Origin of the sequence: Streptomyces sp. BBFR2, assembly GCF_044497305.1 — a bacterium.
GTDB lineage: Bacteria > Actinomycetota > Actinomycetes > Streptomycetales > Streptomycetaceae > Streptomyces.
Genome location: NZ_CP172415.1, coordinates 4,884,302 through 4,899,893, shown reverse-complemented (window position 1 = coordinate 4,899,893; position 15,592 = coordinate 4,884,302). Strand labels below are relative to the sequence as shown.

The window sequence follows — 15,592 nt, the reverse complement described above, 5'->3', positions numbered from 1 at the left end:
ACGTCCGCTGCCGCGGGCCGTGCGCGTCGCCGATCGTTCCCCCGCTGTTCGGTCCCCCGGTTACGCTCCCCCGTTCTCCGTCCTCGTTACCGTGTTTCGCCGTCGCGCGGCGGTGCGGGTGTCGCGCCCGGCGACACCCGTGTGGGCGGGTACCCCGGACGCGCCGCGCGCGGTCCGAGCCTCCCGCACGGCGGGGGCGGACGGAAGGGTCCGGTCCGGCGCGTCATCGGGTGGCGCGGTCAGCGCGTGCCGGGGGCGCGGGTGAGGCGGGCGTGGAGGCTGCGGGCCGAGGCGTCGGTGAGGGCGGCGATCTGGTCGATGACGACGCGCATCCGGGCGGTGTCGCCGGCCTCGTCGAAAAGTGACCGGAATTGGGGGTCGAGGCCGTCGGGGGCGCGGCGCAGCAGGGCCTCGGCGAGTTCGGTGAGGACGACGCGCTGGTCGGCGCGGAGGGCTTCCTGGTCGGGGCGTTGCATGACATAGCGGTCGGCGACGGCCTTGAGGACGGCGCACTCCAGCCGGGTCTCCTCCGGGACGACGAGCGAGGCGGCGTACCGGGTGAGGCGGCCGGTGCCGTACGCGGCGCGGGTGGCGGTCTCGGCGGCGGTGCAGAAGCGGCCGATGAGCTGGCTGGTGGCGTCCTTGAGGCGCGCCTGGGCGAGGGCGGAGCCGTCGTAGCCGTGCGGCCACCACTCCTGGTCGAGGAGGCGGTCGAGGGCGGCGGCCAGGGCTGCGGGGTCGGCGCCCGGGGCGTAGCGGCGGGCGGCGACGGCGAAGATCTCGGCGCGTTCGGCGTCGGCGAGGAGGAGGTTGGGGTCGAGGTGGCCGGCGTGCAGTCCGTCCTCGACGTCGTGGACGGAGTAGGCGACGTCGTCGGACCAGTCCATGACCTGGGCCTCGAAGCTGCGGGCGGCGGCGGGCGCGCCCTGGCGGAACCAGGCGAAGACCGGCAGGTCGTCCTCGTAGACGCCGAATTTGGGGGAGTCCGGGTCGGTGGGGTGGCCGCCCCGGGGCCAGGGGTACTTGGTGGCGGCGTCCAGGGCGGCGCGGGTGAGGTTGAGGCCGACGCTGACGGGGGTGCCGTCGGCGGTGGTGCGGAACCGTTTGGGCTCCAGGCGGGCGAGGAGGCGGAGGGACTGGGCGTTGCCCTCGAAGCCGCCGCAGGGCGCGGCGACCTCGTTGAGCGCTTGTTCGCCGTTGTGCCCGAAGGGCGGGTGGCCGAGGTCGTGCGCCAGGCAGGCGGTTTCGACGAGGTCCGGGTCGCAGCCGAGGGCGGCGCCCAGTTCACGGCCCACCTGGGCGCACTCCAGGGAGTGGGTGAGGCGGGTGCGGGGGCTGGCGTCCCAGAGGTGGGTGCGGGTGCCGGGCGTGACGACCTGCGTCTTGCCCGCGAGGCGGCGCAGGGCCGCGGAGTGCAGAACGCGCGCCCGGTCCCGCTGGAAGGCGGTGCGGCCGGGGCGTTTGTCCGGTTCGGTGACCCAGCGTTCGGCATCCGCCGGGGTGTAGCCGGGGGTGGCGGACGGCGGTCCGGACGGCGCGCGGTGGTCCGGGTGCGCCCCCGGAGTCTCCTCACGGCCGGTGTCGTTACGGCCGGTGTGTGCAGGAATGCCCGTCATACGGCGACGGTAGCCGCCCTGGGGGAGTACCGGGCGGAACCGTAGCCTCCGGCAACATCTCCGGCGGCGGGGCTTTCCCCTGCGGCGAGCGCCTCGTCGTAGCGGTGCAGCAGCAGGCGGGCCAGGGCCGGGTGGTCGCCCAGCGGGGCGGCGGCGGTGTCCGGGGCGTCGGCGGCGCACCGGGCGGCGAACCGTCCCGGGGCGGTGAAGCACCCGGCGACGGCGATCCGGCGGTGCCCCCGGGCGGTGAGGGCGCGGACCGCCCCGGGGACGGTGGGCGCGGCGGCGGAGGCGTACCCGGGGACGACGGGGAGGCCGCCGAGCCGGGCCGACAGGAGCGCGGCGACGGCTTCGGTACCGGCGGCGGAGCGCGGGGCGCGGGACCCGGCGGCGGCGAGGACGACGGCGGTGTGGGCGGGGCGGCCGGGTGCGGCGTACCGGGTGAAGCCGGCTTCGGTGAGGCGGCCGTGCAGCGCCTCGGCGAGCAGCGGGTGCGGGCCCAGGGGCGCGGCGATCCGGCCGTCCAGGTGCGGGGCGGCGGCGAGGGCGGCGGGCAGGTCGTGGGTGACGTGGTGACCGGGGGCGAGGAGCAGCGGCACGAGGACGGCGCCGCCGCGCAGCCCGTCAAGGGTGTCGGCGAGCAGCGGCCGGGCGAGCCCGAGGTGCCCCAGCCGGACGGACAGCCCCGGCCGGAGCGCCCGGACCCGCGCCAGCAGCGCCCGGACGGCGGGCAGCGCCTCGGGGTCACGGCTGCCGTGGGCGACGGCGACGAGTACGGGGGTGTCCTGGGCGCGGCCCGGGTGTCCGGGGGCGGGGGCCAGGCGGCCGGGGGCGGAGGCCAGGCGGCCGGGGGCGGGGGCCAGGCGGCCGGGGGCGGGGGTCGAGCCTCCGGGGGCGGGGGCCAGGCGGCCGGGGGCAGGGGCCGAGCATCCGGGGGCGGGGGCCGGTCCGCCCGAGGTCGGTCTGTGTGGGGATGGTCCGTGTGGGGCTGGTCCGTGTGGGGTCGGTCCGTGTGGGGTCGGGTGGCCCGGGCCTGGCCTTGCCGGGCCTGGCGACCCGGGGCCTGGTCCGCCTGGGCCCGCTCTGCCTGAGCTTGATCCGGCCGGGGGCGGTGCGGCGGAGCCCGGCCCGCTCGGGGCTGGACCGGCCAGGCGCGGCGCGTCGGAACCCGGTCCGCCCGGGAGAGGCCCGCTCGGGGCTGGACCGGCCAGGCGCGGCGCGTCAGAGCCCGGTCCGCCCGGGAGAGGCCCGAAGGGGGCCGGTCCGCCGGGTGCGTACGGGGGCGCGTCCGGTGGGCGGAGTGGGGTGCGGGGGTGGGGCGCCGTCATGGGGTGAGGCTGCCGAGCGGGCGTTTCGCGGGTGTTTCCCGAGCGGGAACGGGCGGTAACCGGGGGCGCCTCGGGCGGGGAGGGGGTGTGAGAGGGCAGGGCCGGGGGGGCGCGGGGCGGGGGCGCCGCGCCCCCCGGCCCCGGGTGGTGGCGCCCGCGCCCCCGGCCCCGGGTAGTGGCGCGCCTCCGGTGCGGGGAGGCTTCGCCACCGGGTGCGGGCAACGTCGCCCACCGGGTGCGGGCCCGGCCTCGTGAACGGGGAGGTGCCCCTGTGACCGCGGCACATCGCCTACCGGGGTGCGGGCCCGACGCCCCCCCTGGCCAGCCCAGGTCCTCTCCATCCGCGTGCGCCCCTGACCCGCCGTGCACAGAGCCTGGTCGCGCACCCAGGTGCGGGCCCCGGGGCGAGCCCGGCACCCGTACCCCAGGCCCCGGCCCCGATACGTCCCGCCCCGGACCCCGGGTGCTACCCCTGGTGTGCTCCCGCCGCCTCCTCGTGTGCGTCGATCTCCTTGAGGTACTTCTCGCGGGTCGTCTCGTCCAGGAAGGCGGCGTGGAAGGAGTTGCGGGCCAGGGTGCGGAGGGTCGCGTCGTCCAGGTGGAGGGCGTCGCGGACGGCGGTGAAGTTGTCGTCGGCGTAGCCGCCGAAGTAGGCGGGGTCGTCGGAGTTGACGGTGACCAGCAGTCCGGCGTCGAGCATGGCGGGCAGCGGGTGGTCGGCGAGGTCGTCGATGACGCGCAGCCGGACGTTGGAGAGCGGGCAGACGGTCAGCGGCGTCCGCTCGGCGGCGAGGCGGGCCACCAGGCGCTCGTCCTCCATGCTGCGGACGCCGTGGTCGACGCGGTCCACGCCGAGGATGTCCAGCGCCTCCCAGACGTACGCGGGCGGGCCCTCCTCACCGGCGTGCGCGACGCACTTGAGCCCCGCCTCCCGGGCCAGGGCGTAGACCTCGCGGAACTTCGACGGCGGGTGGCCGACCTCGGCGGAGTCGAGGCCGACGGCGGTGATGCGGTCGAGGTGCGGGCGGGCCGCCTCGAAGGTGGCGAGGGCCGATTCGGCGCTCTCGTCGCGCAGGAAGCACATGATCAGGCGGGTGGTGATGCCGTGGCGTTCGGGGGCGGCGTCGAGCGCGCGGGCCAGGCCGTTGATCACGGTGGCGAGGGACACGCCGCGGGCGGTGTGGGCCTGCGGGTCGAAGAAGATCTCGGCGTGCCGGATGCCCTGGGCGCGGGCGCGGGTGAGGTAGGCGTCGGCGAGGTCGTGGAAGTCGTCCTCGGTGCGCAGGACGGCCATCAGGGCGTAGTAGAGGTTCAGGAACGACTGCAGGTCGGTGAAGGAGTAGGCGCGGCGCAGCTCGTCGCGGGTGGCGTACGGCAGGGTGACGCCGTTCCGCTCGGCGAGGGCGAAGGCCAGCTCGGGCTCCAGGGTGCCCTCGATGTGCAGATGCAGTTCGGCCTTGGGGAGCGGAGCGGGGGCGGGGGCTGCGGGCGGGGAGGAAGGCACGGTCACACCTGTTCTGCGGTACGGATCGGGGGCCGGTCGGCGGATTCGCCCAGGTTAACGGTGGTGGGGGACATTACGGACGGTGGGCCGGTGACCGGTCGGCCGGGGGCGCACGGAGGTGCGGTCGGCCCCACCGGGGAGCCGCGCGACGGTGGCGGGACCCGGTTGCAACCGTGCCGGGCCGTCCGGCCGGGGGCGCACGGAGGTGCGGCCCGCCATGCCGGGGGCCGCGCCCCGGTGGCAGGGCCCGGTTGCAACCGTGCCGGGCCGTTCTGCGTCGCTCACGGAGGTGCGGGCCGGTGGCGGCCCCGGGGAGCGGAGGAGCGCGATGCGGTGGCCGAGGTGGTGGGTGCGGTGGCGGGTGCCGCGGACCCGGCGGGGGCAACGGCGTGCCTACCAGGTCACGGTGGCGCTGACGGTGTTGGCGCTGGCCCCGGCGACCTGGCTGAACGTCTCCGCGGGGCCGCGCGTACGGGCGCTCGACGAGGTGCCGCGCGCCCCCGTGGCGGTGGTGTTCGGGGCCGGGCTCTGGGACGGCGAACCGTCGCCCTATCTGGCGGACCGGCTGGACGCCGCCGTACGGCTCTACCGGAGCGGCACGGTCCGGGCGCTCCTGGTGACCGGCGACCACAGCCGGACCGACTACGACGAGCCGGACGCGATGCGCCGCTATCTGGTGCGCCACGGCGTTCCGGGGCGGCGGATCGTCGGGGACCACGCCGGGTTCGACACCTGGGACTCGTGCAGCCGGGCGCGCCGGATCTTCGGCGTCCGGCGGGCCGTGCTGGTCAGCCAGGGCTTCCACATCCGGCGGGCGCTGGCCCTGTGCACGGCGGCCGGGATCGACGCGTACGGCGTGGGCGTCGCCGCCCCGCGCGACGTGACCTGGGCCTACGGCGGCGTACGGGAGATCGCCGCGGCGGGGAAGGCGGCGGCCGACGCGGCTTTCCGGCCCGATCCGCACTTCCTGGGCCCGCACGAACCGGGGCTGACGGCGGCGCTGCGGTAGGAGCGGTGGCCGTCCCGGGCGCCCTGGGGTGACTGTCCCCCGGGGCAGGAGCGTCCGGGGCGGCCCGGCCTCGGGGGCACCGTCCCCGGGCGGGTGGCCGGTGCGGTCCGTCCGGCGCGCCCGAGGGGACGTCGGCCACCTGCCGCGAGGCGGCGGACCGTCGGGGCCGTCGACCCTGGGCCGGGCTGCCCCGAAGTGCCGGTCTCTCCCCCGCCCCGAGGACACTCGGGAGGCTCACCCCGGGGCACCGCCGACCCCGATGCCCCTGGGGCGGACCGTCCCGAAGCGGCGGCCGCTCCGCCGTCCCAAGGGCGCGCGGGCGGCCGGCCCCGGGGGCACCGCGCCGCCCCCGGTAGCTCTGGGCCGCGCTACCCGAAGGGACAGTCTCTCCCCCGCCCCAGGGGCACCGGGACAGACCGCCCCGGGCCACCCGGCCACCCCGGAGCCACGCCCTCGTGCCCCGGGGACGTACCTCCATGCGTCCCCTGAAGGGCGGACCACCGGTCGCCCCCGGGGACGCACGGCCGCGTCCCCGGGGGGCCTGGTGCCCCAGGGACAGCGGCCCCCGGGTTCAGCCCGTGAGGGCCCGGAGGTACAGCGTGATGATCTCCGCGCCGTAGTAGGGGCTGTAGGAGGTGCGGTCGGCGTGCGGGCCGTCGGGGCCGCCGCCGTTGAGGCCGCCGATGTTGCCGATGACGCGGCCGGTCCTGGTGCGCTCGTCGAAGTGGGTGAGCCAGGGGCTGCCCGAGGTGCCGCCGTGGAAGCCGTTGCAGTCCATGCGGAGCTGGCGGTATCCGGCGAGCCGCTTGGTGCCGGTCTCGCAGCGTACGGCGCGGTCCTGGGGGTCGTTGCGGACGCTGGGGTAGCCGATGACGGTGACGTCGTTGGTGTAACCGGGCGTCGGGGTGAGGGTGTTGCCCCCGGTGAGCGACTCGACGTTGCGGCCGCGCCGGTCGGGGGCGACGGTGGCGAACGCGAAGTCCAGGTTGGAGGCGGTGCCCGTGGTGCCGTGCCCGGGGTAGGTGAACGACTTGGTGATCGCCCACACCCCGTAGGGCTGCTTGCCCGCCCCGGAGCGGTACTTGGGGACGAACGCGGCGCGCGTACCGGGGTTGCAGTGGCCCGCGGTGAGCAGCAGGTTGCGGCGCGGGCTGGTGACCACGCTCGCGGTGCAGTAGTGCGCGCGGGCGTCCTTGTCGACGGAGAAGAGGACGCCGACGGACGGGATGCCGTCGATGTGCCGGGCGGTCGGCACGGACGTCGCTGCCGGGGCGACCGAGGTCAGCACCTGCGGGCCACCCGCCGCGGAGCCGTGAGGCAGCGCCGCGGCCATCTTGGCGGGCGTCCAGAAGTCGGCGGCCGCCTCGGCGGTCCAGGAGGCGGCGGCGGAGGTGATGGTGATCCGCGGGGTGCGGCCGTCACCGGTGGCGGACGGCTTCGGGGACGCGGCGGGGCCGCCGCCCCCGGGTGCGCCGGGTGCCGCGTGCCCCTGGGGGCGGTCGTCGGAGCCGGGGGTGGCGCCGGCCTGGCTGACCGCGGCGGTGGTCAGCCAGGCGGCCAGGCCGAGGCCGGTGCCGAGGGCGGCCACCACCGCTTTCCCGCGGTGCTTCCTGCCGTGTCGTCGCATGTCAGCGGGTCTCCTTCGCGATCCAGTCGAGATAGTCCGCCGAGCCGCGCACCACGGGCGTCGCGATGATCTCGGGGGTGTCGTAGTCGTGCGCCGCCCGGATGTGGGCCTCCAGCGCGTCGTAGCGGGCCTCGGTGGTCTTGAACAGCACCTGCACCTCGCGGCTGGTCTCCACGGCGCCCGCCCAGCGGTAGACGGATGTCACCGGGGCGCTGACCTGCGCACACGCCGCCACCCGCGCCGCGATCGCCCCGCGCGCCAGCTCCTGCGCCTTCGCCTCGTCGTCGGTGGTCGTCAGCACGGTCAGACAGCGGACCGGCCCCGGGGCGGGGTCCGGGGGCTCGTACGGGTCGGTCACGTAGGCGCACCTTTTCGGGTCGGTGTCCCTGGGCGGGACGGTTCGGGCGGACGGCGTCGGCGGGACGCGTCCCGGGCGGAGCGGCCGAGTTGATCTCCGGACGGCATGGTACGGACCCGGACGATCACGGTGGAGACGAACGGCACCACCGGCCGGGGGGCGGGGCGCGGCGGGCCGGCGCGGCCGGACCGTGCGGGGCGCGCGGCCCTCCGCGCACGCCCCGGCAGGGATATACGGGCACCGGGCGCGTGGCCCTTCGACGCACGCCCCGGCCGCCGCACGCGGGCGCCCGGCGTGCGGCGATCCGGCCGCGCTCCCCCGCCCGAGCCCTCCGGGCCGTCCCGGGGCGGCCCTTCCGGACCGCCCCGGCAGCCCGGCTTGCGCCCTGCCGACCAGGGCTCACGATGGAAAAGGGACGGACGCCACACGACCCTCCCCGGGAACCGTGGGCCCGTGGCACGGCCGGAACGTCCGGTGGGCCCTACGGGCGGGACGGCCCGGTGGCGGGCGGCCGGACGGCCGGAAGCGGGACGGCCGGATGCCCGGACGGTCCGGCGGGCACCGGCGGAAAGGGCACGGCATGGACAGCGACGTCAACGACCTCAAGGCCCTCGTCCGCGATCGGCTCGACGACGCGCGGGCCTCCGCGCACGGCCGCAGCGCCCATCTCTTCCTGCACGACGGGCCGTTGCGGCAGACCGTGATCGCGCTGCTGGCCGGCCACGCGCTGGAGGAGCACAACGCCCCGCCCGCCGCCAGCCTGGAGGTGCTGCACGGCCGGGTCCGCCTCACCGCGCCGGGCGGCAACCGCGAGCTGGTCGCCGGGCAGATCGCCCGGATCCCCCAGGAGCGCCACGCCCTGCACGCCGTGGAGGACTCCGCGGTCCTGCTCACCGCCGTCACCGCGGTCCCGGAGACGCCCCGCCCCGTCCCGGCAGGCTCGGCGACGGCCCAGGGGTGATGCGGTCGAGCCAGGGGTGAGGCGCCCGGGGCCGGGGGGCGCTCTGCCCGCCTCGGCCCCCTGTCCCGGTGGGCTCAGGCCCCGCCCCACTGGTCGTACGCCAACTTGGCCAGCAGGGCGACGACCACGACCACCAGGACGCCGCGGACGAACCCGGTGCCGCGCTTGAGCGCCATACGGGCGCCCACCGCGCCGCCGACGAGGTTGAACAGGGCGAGTACCGCGCCGAGTTGCCACAGCACGGCGCCTTGGAGGGTGAACACCGTGAGCGCGCCCACGTTGGTGCAGACGTTGACGATCTTGGCGGTGGCGGAGGCGGTCACCAGGTCCATCCGGAGCACCGCCGAGAGCGCGACGATCAAGAACGCCCCGGTGCCGGGCCCGATCAGCCCGTCGTAGAAGCCGACACCGAGGCCCGCCAGGAGGATCGCCGCGAGCACCCGGCGCCGGGTGACCGGGCCGGACGGCGCGGACGCGGTCCCGAAGGACGGGCGGAGCAGGACGAACGCGAGCACCCCGAGCAGGATCACCATGATCAGCGGGCGGAGCACCGCGCTGTTGATCCCGGCGGCGAAGAACGCGCCGCCGAGCGATCCGGCGAGGGCGGTGAGCCCGATCCGCAGCGCCGTCCGCAGGTCGACGGGGGTCTTACGGGCGTAGGTGACGGCGGCGGCGGCGGTCCCGACGACGGCCGTGGACTTGTTGGTGCCCAGGACCTGGACGACGGGCGTGTGCGGCAGGCCGACCAGCAGCGCGGGAAGCAGCAGCAGGCCACCGCCGCCCACGACGGCGTCGATCCAGCCCGCGGCGAGCGCCGCCAGGCAGAGCAGGGACAGGACGGTGGGGGATATGTCAGCGGGCACGGGGCGATCCTACGAACGCGGGGCCCCGGCAACGGCGTTGCCCCGGGGCGGCCGCACCCACACCCTCGCCGCCGGGCGCCCCCCGGGACCGCCACCGTATGCCCACGCCGGCACCGCACGAGGCCCCGTCACGGGCCGGTGGCCGCACCGCCGCGCCCGCCGCGCCCGCCGTGCCCGCCGTGCCCGCCGTGCCCGCCACCACGCCGCCACGGCACGCAGCCCGCAGCCCCGCCAGGACCCGCACCACACAGCCCCACGCCGCCGCAGCCCGCAGCCCCGCCACCCGCCAGGCCCCGCACCACCACAACCGCCCGCCCCCGAGGCCCGGCCCTCCGCCCGTACCCCACGGCCTCGCGCCCGCCCCGCGCCACCACGGCACGCGGCCCCGTGGGCGCCCGGCTCCATCCCCGCGCCCCTCACCCACGCCCCCGCACACCCCTCACACCTCCACGACCTGCCCGCTGAGCGTGGCGTTCCGCGCGGGTAACAGCGGGGTTCCCCGGGAGTAACAGCGGCGGCGGAGGCTGGACGTCACCCGTTCCCGCGCCCTGGCGATCCGTCGCCATGCCGCCCGCTCCCTCGTGTTGGAGGCCCCGACATGGCCGCAGCAGCCGCCCCGCGCCCCTCTGCCGCACCGCCCCCCGATCCCGGCGCGGGGCACGGACCCGTCCTCGTACTCGTCGGGCACGGCATGGTCGGCCAGCGCTTCCTGGAGGAGCTGGCCGACCGGGGTGTCACCGCGCGGACCCGGGTCGTGGTGTTCGCCGAGGAGCCCCGCCCGGCGTACGACCGCGTCCAGCTCAGCTCGTACTTCGCCGGACGCGGTGCCGGGGAGCTCTCCCTGAGCGATCCGGAGTTCCTCGCCCGGCACGGCATCGAACTGCGCCTGGGCGACCCGGTGACGGCGATCGACCGACGGGCCCGCACCGTCACCGCCCGCTCCGGCCGTACCGTCCGTTACGACACGTTGGTGCTGGCCACCGGCTCGTACCCGTTCGTGCCGCCGGTCCCCGGGCGGGACGGCGCGGGCTGCTTCGTCTACCGCACCCTCGACGATCTGCTCGCCATCGAGGAGTACGCGGGCCGCTCCCGTACCGGCGCGGTGATCGGCGGCGGACTGCTGGGCCTGGAGGCGGCCGGGGCGCTGAAGGGGCTCGGACTGCGCACCCACATCGTGGAGTTCGCGCCCCGGCTGATGGCCCTCCAGGTGGACGAGGGCGGCGGGCGGGCGCTGCGCCGTACGGTCGAAGGGCAGGGCCTGCGGGTGCACACCGGGGTCGCCGGGCGGGAGATCGTCACCGACGCGTCCGGTGCGGTCACCGCGCTGGAACTGTCGGACGGCGCCCGGATCCCGGCGGACCTCGTGGTGTTCTCGGCGGGCGTACGGCCGCGTGACCAGTTGGCGCGCGAGTGCGGGCTGCCCGTCGGGGAGCGCGGCGGGATCACCGTCGACACCCGGTGCCGCACCGCCGATCCGGCGGTCTACGCGATCGGCGAGTGCGCACAGGCCGCCGACGGCCGGGTGTACGGCCTGGTGGCCCCCGGGTACGAGATGGCCCGCACCGCCGCGGCGGCGATCGCCGGGCCGGACGCACCGGCGTTCACCGGGGCGGACCTGTCCACCAAGCTGAAGCTGCTCGGGGTGGACGTGGCGTCGTTCGGCGACGCGCACGGCGCCACGGACGGCAGCCTCGACATCGTCTACGCGGACGCCCGCGCCGGGATCTACAAGAAGCTGGTGGTGGGCGCGGACGGGACGCTGCTGGGCGGGGTGCTGGTCGGTGACGCCGAGGCGTACGGCATGCTGCGGCCGCTGACCGGGACGGTGCCCCCGGTGGCGCCCGAGGAGCTGGTGGTGCCCACCGGGGCGGGCACCGCGCCGCTCGGCCCGGGGTCGCTGCCCGATGACGCGGTGCTGTGCAGTTGTCACAACGTCACCACCGGCACGGTCCGCGCGGCCGTCACCGCGCACTCCTGCGCCTCCGTGCCCGAGGTGAAGGCGTGCACCAAGGCCGGTACCGGGTGCGGCAGTTGCGTCCGGACGCTCACCGCCGTCGTCAACGACACGCTGGCCGCGTCCGGCGCCGTCGTCGACCCCGGGCTGTGCGACTGCTTCCCGCACACCCGCGCGGAGCTGTACGAGATCGTCCGGACGCTGCGGCTGACCTCGTACGCCGCGCTGCTGCGGTCGCACGGGCGGGAGGCGGCCCGGGGCGGTGAGGGGTGCGAGATCTGCAAACCGGTGGTCGCCTCGGTCCTGGCGTCGCTGGCACCCTCGGTGGGCGCCGGCGGGTACGTCCTCGACGGCGAGCAGGCGGCGCTCCAGGACACCAACGACCACCATCTGGCCAACCTCCAGCGCAACGGCTCGTACTCGGTCGTACCGCGGATCCCCGGCGGCGAGATCACCCCGGAGAAGCTGATCGTCATCGGGGAGGTGGCCCGCGAGTTCGGGCTCTACACGAAGATCACCGGCGGGCAGCGGATCGATCTGCTGGGCGCCCGCGTCGAGCAGTTGCCGCGGATCTGGGCGCGGCTGGTGGCCGCCGGTTTCGAGTCCGGGCACGCGTACGGCAAGGCGCTGCGGACGGTGAAGTCCTGCGTGGGGCAGACCTGGTGCCGCTACGGCGTGCAGGACTCCGCGCGGATGGCGATCGCGCTGGAGCTGCGCTACCGGGGGCTGCGCGCACCGCACAAGCTGAAGGCGGCGGTCTCCGGGTGCGCCCGCGAGTGCGCGGAGGCGCGCGGCAAGGACTTCGGGGTCATCGCCACCGCGAGCGGCTGGAACCTCTACGTGGGCGGCAACGGCGGCGCCACACCCCGCCACGCCGATCTGCTGGCGCAGGACCTGTCCGACGCCGAACTGGTGCGGCTGACCGACCGGTTCCTGATGTTCTACATCCGCACCGCAGACCGCCTGGAGCGCACCGCGGCGTGGCTGGAACGGATCGAGGGCGGGCTCGACCACGTACGGGATGTGGTGGTGCACGACTCCCTGGGGCTCTGCGCGGAGCTGGAGGCCCTGATGGCGACGCATGTCGCCCACTACGAGGACGAGTGGGCGCTCACCCTCGCCGACCCGGAGCGGCTGGCCCGCTTCGCCTCCTTCGTCAACGCGCCGGGCGTACCGGACCCGTCGGTCCGCTTCGTGCCCGAACGCGACCAGATCAAGCCGGACCTCGCCCTGCTGGCCGGCCCCGAACTGCCCGTACGCACACCGGAAGGGACCTTCGCACGATGACCTCCACGGAGACAGGAACCGCTGTGAGAGCCGGTACGGGATTCGCTACGAGAGCCACCGCGGGAGCCGCTACGGGTGCGGCCCCCGGGGCCACCACGGGGCGCGCCCCCGGCGTACGGACCTCTCCGGGCGCCCCCGGCGCGACGGCGACCGTCATCGAGGTGCGCGGCCCCGGCGGCTGGTTCCCGGTCTGCGCGCTCACCGCGCTCACCCCCGGGCGCGGGGCCGCCGCACTGCTGCCCGACGGCGCTCAGGCGGCGCTCTTCCGCGACCGGACGGGGGCGGTGTACGCGATCGGCAACCGCGACCCGTTCACCGGCGCGCAGGTCCTCTCCCGCGGCCTGACCGGCTCCGCCGCCGGCCGCCCGTACGTCGCCTCCCCGCTGCTCAAACAGCGCTTCGACCTCACCAGCGGGGTCTGCCTGGACGATCCGGGGACGACGGTGCCGGTGTACCCGGTACGGGTCCGGGAGGCGTAGCGGTGCGGACACCCCGGGGCGGCGGTCCAGGGGTGCCCCCAGGGAGCTGCCGGGCACCGGGCGGGAGGGCCGCCGGGTCCGGCGCCGCCCCCTGAGCGGCCCCGGGGGCGGCGGGCGCGGGGCGAGCCCCGGGGCGGACGGTCACCGGACGGGAGGGGCTGCCGGGGCCGGGAAGGCCGCCGGTCCCCAGGTGGCCGGGCGCGCCGGGCCGGACGGGCACCCGTACGGCCTTCAACGCCTCCGGGGAGAGACTTCCCTCGGTCGCCCGCCGCCGCCCAAGAGGCTTCCTCGGGCGCCCGCCGCCCGAGAGGCGTCCGTCCGGAGGCCCGCCGCCCAGGAGAGAAGTCGAGCACCTGGGGGCAGAGCCCCCGGAGAAGGTACGGCCCAAGGGGAAGCGCGGCCCCGGGAAGAGGGGCAAACCCCCAGGCCAGGGCCCCGGGAAGCGCCGCGTACACAGGTGCTTCCCGCCCCGTCCGCGCGCGCGGGCGCCTCCGCTCCCCTGCTTCCGGGCGGCCCCCGCGCGCCCCCGGCGTACGCTGATGCGCGTCCCCGACGGATCCCGACGGAGGAGTCGCCGTGCCCCGGTGGAGCCCCAGCCACATCCCGGACCAGACCGGCCGCTGTGCCGTCGTCACCGGCGCCAACAGCGGTATCGGTTACGCCACCGCGCGAGAGCTCGCCCGGCGCGGCGCGCGGGTGGTGCTGGCCTGCCGCAACACGGCACGCGGTGAGGCGGCCCTCGCCGAGCTGCGGCGCGAAGTGCCCGCCGCCGAGGCGGAGTTCCGCCGCCTGGACCTCGCCGACCTCGCCTCCGTCCGCGCCTTCGCCGACGGACTGGACAGCTTCGACGCCGTCCGTCTCGACCTGCTCATCAACAACGCGGGCGTGATGGCGTTGCCCCGGGGCACCACCGCCGACGGTTTCGAGCGGCAGATCGGCATCAACCATCTGGGCCACTTCGCCCTCACCGGACTGCTGCTGCCCCGGCTGCTCGCCACCCCGGGCGCCCGCGTCGTCACCCTCTCCAGCTTCCTCCACGCCCTCGGCGGCGGCATCGACCCCGACGACCTCAACAGCACCCGTCCGTACCGCCGCTGGCGGGCCTACGCCCGCTCCAAGAGCGCCAACCTCCTCTTCGTCCACGAGCTGGCGCGGCGGCTGGCGGCGGCCGGCTCCGGTGTCGTCGCCGCCGCCGCGCACCCCGGGTACGCCGCCACCAACCTGACGACGACGGCGCCCCGTATGGAGGGCCGCCGGTCCGCGGAGCGCCTGATGGAGCTGAGCAACCGGTTCTTCGGGCAGAGCCCCGAGGGCGGCGCGCTGCCCGTGCTGTGCGCCGCGACCGCGCCGCATCTGAAACCGGACACCTTCGTCGGCCCCCGCGGTCTGCTCCGCGGCGCCCCGGCTCCCTCCCCCCGCGCCCCTTGGGCCCGTGACGGCGAAGCCGCCGCCCGCCTCTGGGCCGCGTCGGAGGAACTCACCGGCGTGCGCTACGGCTTCACGGCCCAGGGCCCCCGGAAACCGGCCTGAGCCGCGGCCCGCGCGCCACCCCTGGGCCGACGGCCGGTCTGCCCCGGGCGCCGACCGGCGCGCGGGTGCCCGGCGCGCGCCCCCGGGGTAGAGTGACGGCGCATTCCGGTGGACGAGACGAGGAGGTGGGACCCATCACCGCTGTATCCGGTGGGTGCTCTCACCCCGACACCGCGCGGTTCACCAGGCAGAGGTGACCGGAGAGCGCCCTTTTCGGCTCCCCCGAAAGGCCCTCATGCCCGACGCCGTACCCGCGTCCCCCGCCACCCCGCCGCCGTCCTTCCCCGGCCTCGTCGCCCGCCTGCGCGCCGCCGGCTGCGTCTTCGCCGAGGACGAGGCGGAACTGCTCCGCGCCACCGCCCGCACATCCGCCGAACTCGCCGCCATGGCACACCGCCGCATGGCCGGCCTGCCGCTCGAACACGTCCTGGGCTGGGCCGGGTTCTGCGGCCTCCGGATGCGCGTCGGGCCGGGCGTCTTCGTCCCCCGGCGGCGCAGCGAATTCCTCGTCCACCGGGCCGCCCGGCTCACCCGGCCCGGCGCGGTCGTCGTCGACCTGTGCTGCGGCTCCGGGGCGCTGGGCGCGGCGCTGGCCGCCTGCGCCGGGCCGGTCGAACTGCACGCCGCCGACATCGACCCGGTGGCGGTGGACTGCGCCCGCGCCAACACCGCCCCGGTGGGCGGCCGCGTCCACCGGGGCGACCTCTTCACCGCGCTCCCCCCGGAGCTGCGCGGCCGGATCGGCGTCCTGCTGGCCAACGTCCCGTACGTACCGACCCAGGAGGTCGGGCTGCTGCCGCCGGAGGCGCGGGACCACGAACCGCGGGAGGCGCTGGACGGCGGCGCCGACGGCCTCGACGTGCTGCGCCGGGTCGCCGCGGAGGCCCGGCACTGGCTCGCGCCCGGCGGCAGCCTGCTGAGCGAGACCGGCGAACGGCAGGTACCGGCCGCCCTCCACGCCCTGACCGGCAACGGTCTGCGCGCCCGCACGGAGCACTGCCCGGAACGGTCCGCGACGGTCGTCATCGGCACCCGGCCGGCGAACGGCGCCTGACGCCCCCGGGGAAGACCGGTGC

12 protein-coding genes are annotated in these 15,592 nt (G+C 76.8%); 6 read left to right on the top strand and 6 right to left on the bottom strand.

Annotated elements, in window-relative coordinates:
• Nucleotides 1-239: 239 nt before the first annotated feature.
• The 3 genes from ACGH2B_RS19890 to ACGH2B_RS19880 form a co-directional block, all read right to left on the bottom strand.
• Nucleotides 240-1,616: a deoxyguanosinetriphosphate triphosphohydrolase gene (locus tag ACGH2B_RS19890; protein ID WP_399091349.1), complete on the bottom strand. Its 1,377-nt coding sequence runs from the start codon at nucleotides 1,614-1,616 to the stop codon at nucleotides 240-242.
• A complete protein-coding gene (locus tag ACGH2B_RS19885) occupies nucleotides 1,613-2,458 on the bottom strand; it encodes a sirohydrochlorin chelatase (RefSeq protein WP_399097152.1) in 846 nt (281 codons plus the stop codon). The genes ACGH2B_RS19890 and ACGH2B_RS19885 overlap by 4 nt, the downstream gene beginning before the upstream one ends.
• Nucleotides 2,459-3,410: 952 nt before the next feature.
• Nucleotides 3,411-4,448 (bottom strand): adenosine deaminase, encoded by a 1,038-nt coding sequence (locus ACGH2B_RS19880; RefSeq protein WP_399091346.1) that lies wholly within the window; start codon nucleotides 4,446-4,448, stop codon nucleotides 3,411-3,413.
• A 328-nt stretch (nucleotides 4,449-4,776) separates the two neighbouring features.
• Between ACGH2B_RS19880 and ACGH2B_RS19875 the strand changes: the two genes are divergently transcribed.
• Entirely contained in the window at nucleotides 4,777-5,457 is a 681-nt protein-coding gene (locus ACGH2B_RS19875; protein ID WP_399091343.1) for a vancomycin high temperature exclusion protein, read from the top strand.
• A gap of 571 nt (nucleotides 5,458-6,028) precedes the next feature.
• On the opposite strand, the gene ACGH2B_RS19870 is transcribed toward ACGH2B_RS19875, so the two are convergent.
• On the bottom strand, nucleotides 6,029-7,084 hold the full coding sequence (locus ACGH2B_RS19870; protein ID WP_399091340.1) for a trypsin-like serine peptidase: 1,056 nt from the start codon (nucleotides 7,082-7,084) through the stop codon (nucleotides 6,029-6,031).
• A gap of 1 nt (nucleotide 7,085) precedes the next feature.
• On the bottom strand, nucleotides 7,086-7,442 hold the full coding sequence (gene cutA / locus ACGH2B_RS19865) for a divalent-cation tolerance protein CutA (RefSeq protein ID WP_399091337.1): 357 nt from the start codon (nucleotides 7,440-7,442) through the stop codon (nucleotides 7,086-7,088).
• A 580-nt stretch (nucleotides 7,443-8,022) separates the two neighbouring features.
• Between cutA and ACGH2B_RS19860 the strand changes: the two genes are divergently transcribed.
• Nucleotides 8,023-8,403 (top strand): cupin, encoded by a 381-nt coding sequence (locus tag ACGH2B_RS19860; protein WP_399091334.1) that lies wholly within the window; start codon nucleotides 8,023-8,025, stop codon nucleotides 8,401-8,403.
• A 74-nt stretch (nucleotides 8,404-8,477) separates the two neighbouring features.
• Here ACGH2B_RS19860 and ACGH2B_RS19855 read toward each other — a convergent pair whose 3' ends face one another.
• Nucleotides 8,478-9,266 (bottom strand): sulfite exporter TauE/SafE family protein, encoded by a 789-nt coding sequence (locus ACGH2B_RS19855; RefSeq protein ID WP_399091331.1) that lies wholly within the window; start codon nucleotides 9,264-9,266, stop codon nucleotides 8,478-8,480.
• Nucleotides 9,267-9,864: 598 nt separating this feature from the next.
• On the opposite strand from ACGH2B_RS19855, the gene nirB reads away from it, so the two are divergent.
• The 4 genes from nirB (at nucleotide 9,865) to ACGH2B_RS19835 (ending at nucleotide 15,570) form a co-directional block, all read left to right on the top strand.
• Nucleotides 9,865-12,507, top strand: a complete 2,643-nt coding sequence (gene nirB / locus ACGH2B_RS19850; protein ID WP_399091328.1) for a nitrite reductase large subunit NirB — start codon at nucleotides 9,865-9,867, stop codon at nucleotides 12,505-12,507.
• Nucleotides 12,508-12,662: 155 nt separating this feature from the next.
• Nucleotides 12,663-12,986, top strand: coding sequence for a nitrite reductase small subunit NirD (nirD, locus tag ACGH2B_RS19845; protein ID WP_399097149.1), 324 nt, complete (start codon nucleotides 12,663-12,665; stop codon nucleotides 12,984-12,986).
• Between the two features lie 576 nt (nucleotides 12,987-13,562).
• On the top strand, nucleotides 13,563-14,516 hold the full coding sequence (locus ACGH2B_RS19840; RefSeq protein ID WP_399091325.1) for an oxidoreductase: 954 nt from the start codon (nucleotides 13,563-13,565) through the stop codon (nucleotides 14,514-14,516).
• Between the two features lie 235 nt (nucleotides 14,517-14,751).
• Nucleotides 14,752-15,570 carry a putative protein N(5)-glutamine methyltransferase gene (locus ACGH2B_RS19835; RefSeq protein WP_399091322.1) on the top strand — a complete coding sequence of 273 codons (819 nt, stop codon included), beginning with the start codon at nucleotides 14,752-14,754 and terminating at the stop codon, nucleotides 15,568-15,570.
• The last annotated feature ends 22 nt before the right edge of the window (nucleotides 15,571-15,592 follow it).

Bases quoted from the DNA above. Each gene is read 5' to 3' on its own strand.
- ACGH2B_RS19890 (WP_399091349.1), bottom strand. From the start codon at position 1,616: ATGACGGGCATTCCTGCACACACCGGCCGTAACGACACCGGCCGTGAG.
- ACGH2B_RS19875 (WP_399091343.1), top strand. From the start codon at position 4,777: ATGCGGTGGCCGAGGTGGTGGGTGCGGTGGCGGGTGCCGCGGACCCGG.
- ACGH2B_RS19870 (WP_399091340.1), bottom strand. From the start codon at position 7,084: ATGCGACGACACGGCAGGAAGCACCGCGGGAAAGCGGTGGTGGCCGCC.
- ACGH2B_RS19860 (WP_399091334.1), top strand. From the start codon at position 8,023: ATGGACAGCGACGTCAACGACCTCAAGGCCCTCGTCCGCGATCGGCTC.
- nirB (WP_399091328.1), top strand. From the start codon at position 9,865: ATGGCCGCAGCAGCCGCCCCGCGCCCCTCTGCCGCACCGCCCCCCGAT.
- ACGH2B_RS19835 (WP_399091322.1), top strand. From the start codon at position 14,752: ATGCCCGACGCCGTACCCGCGTCCCCCGCCACCCCGCCGCCGTCCTTC.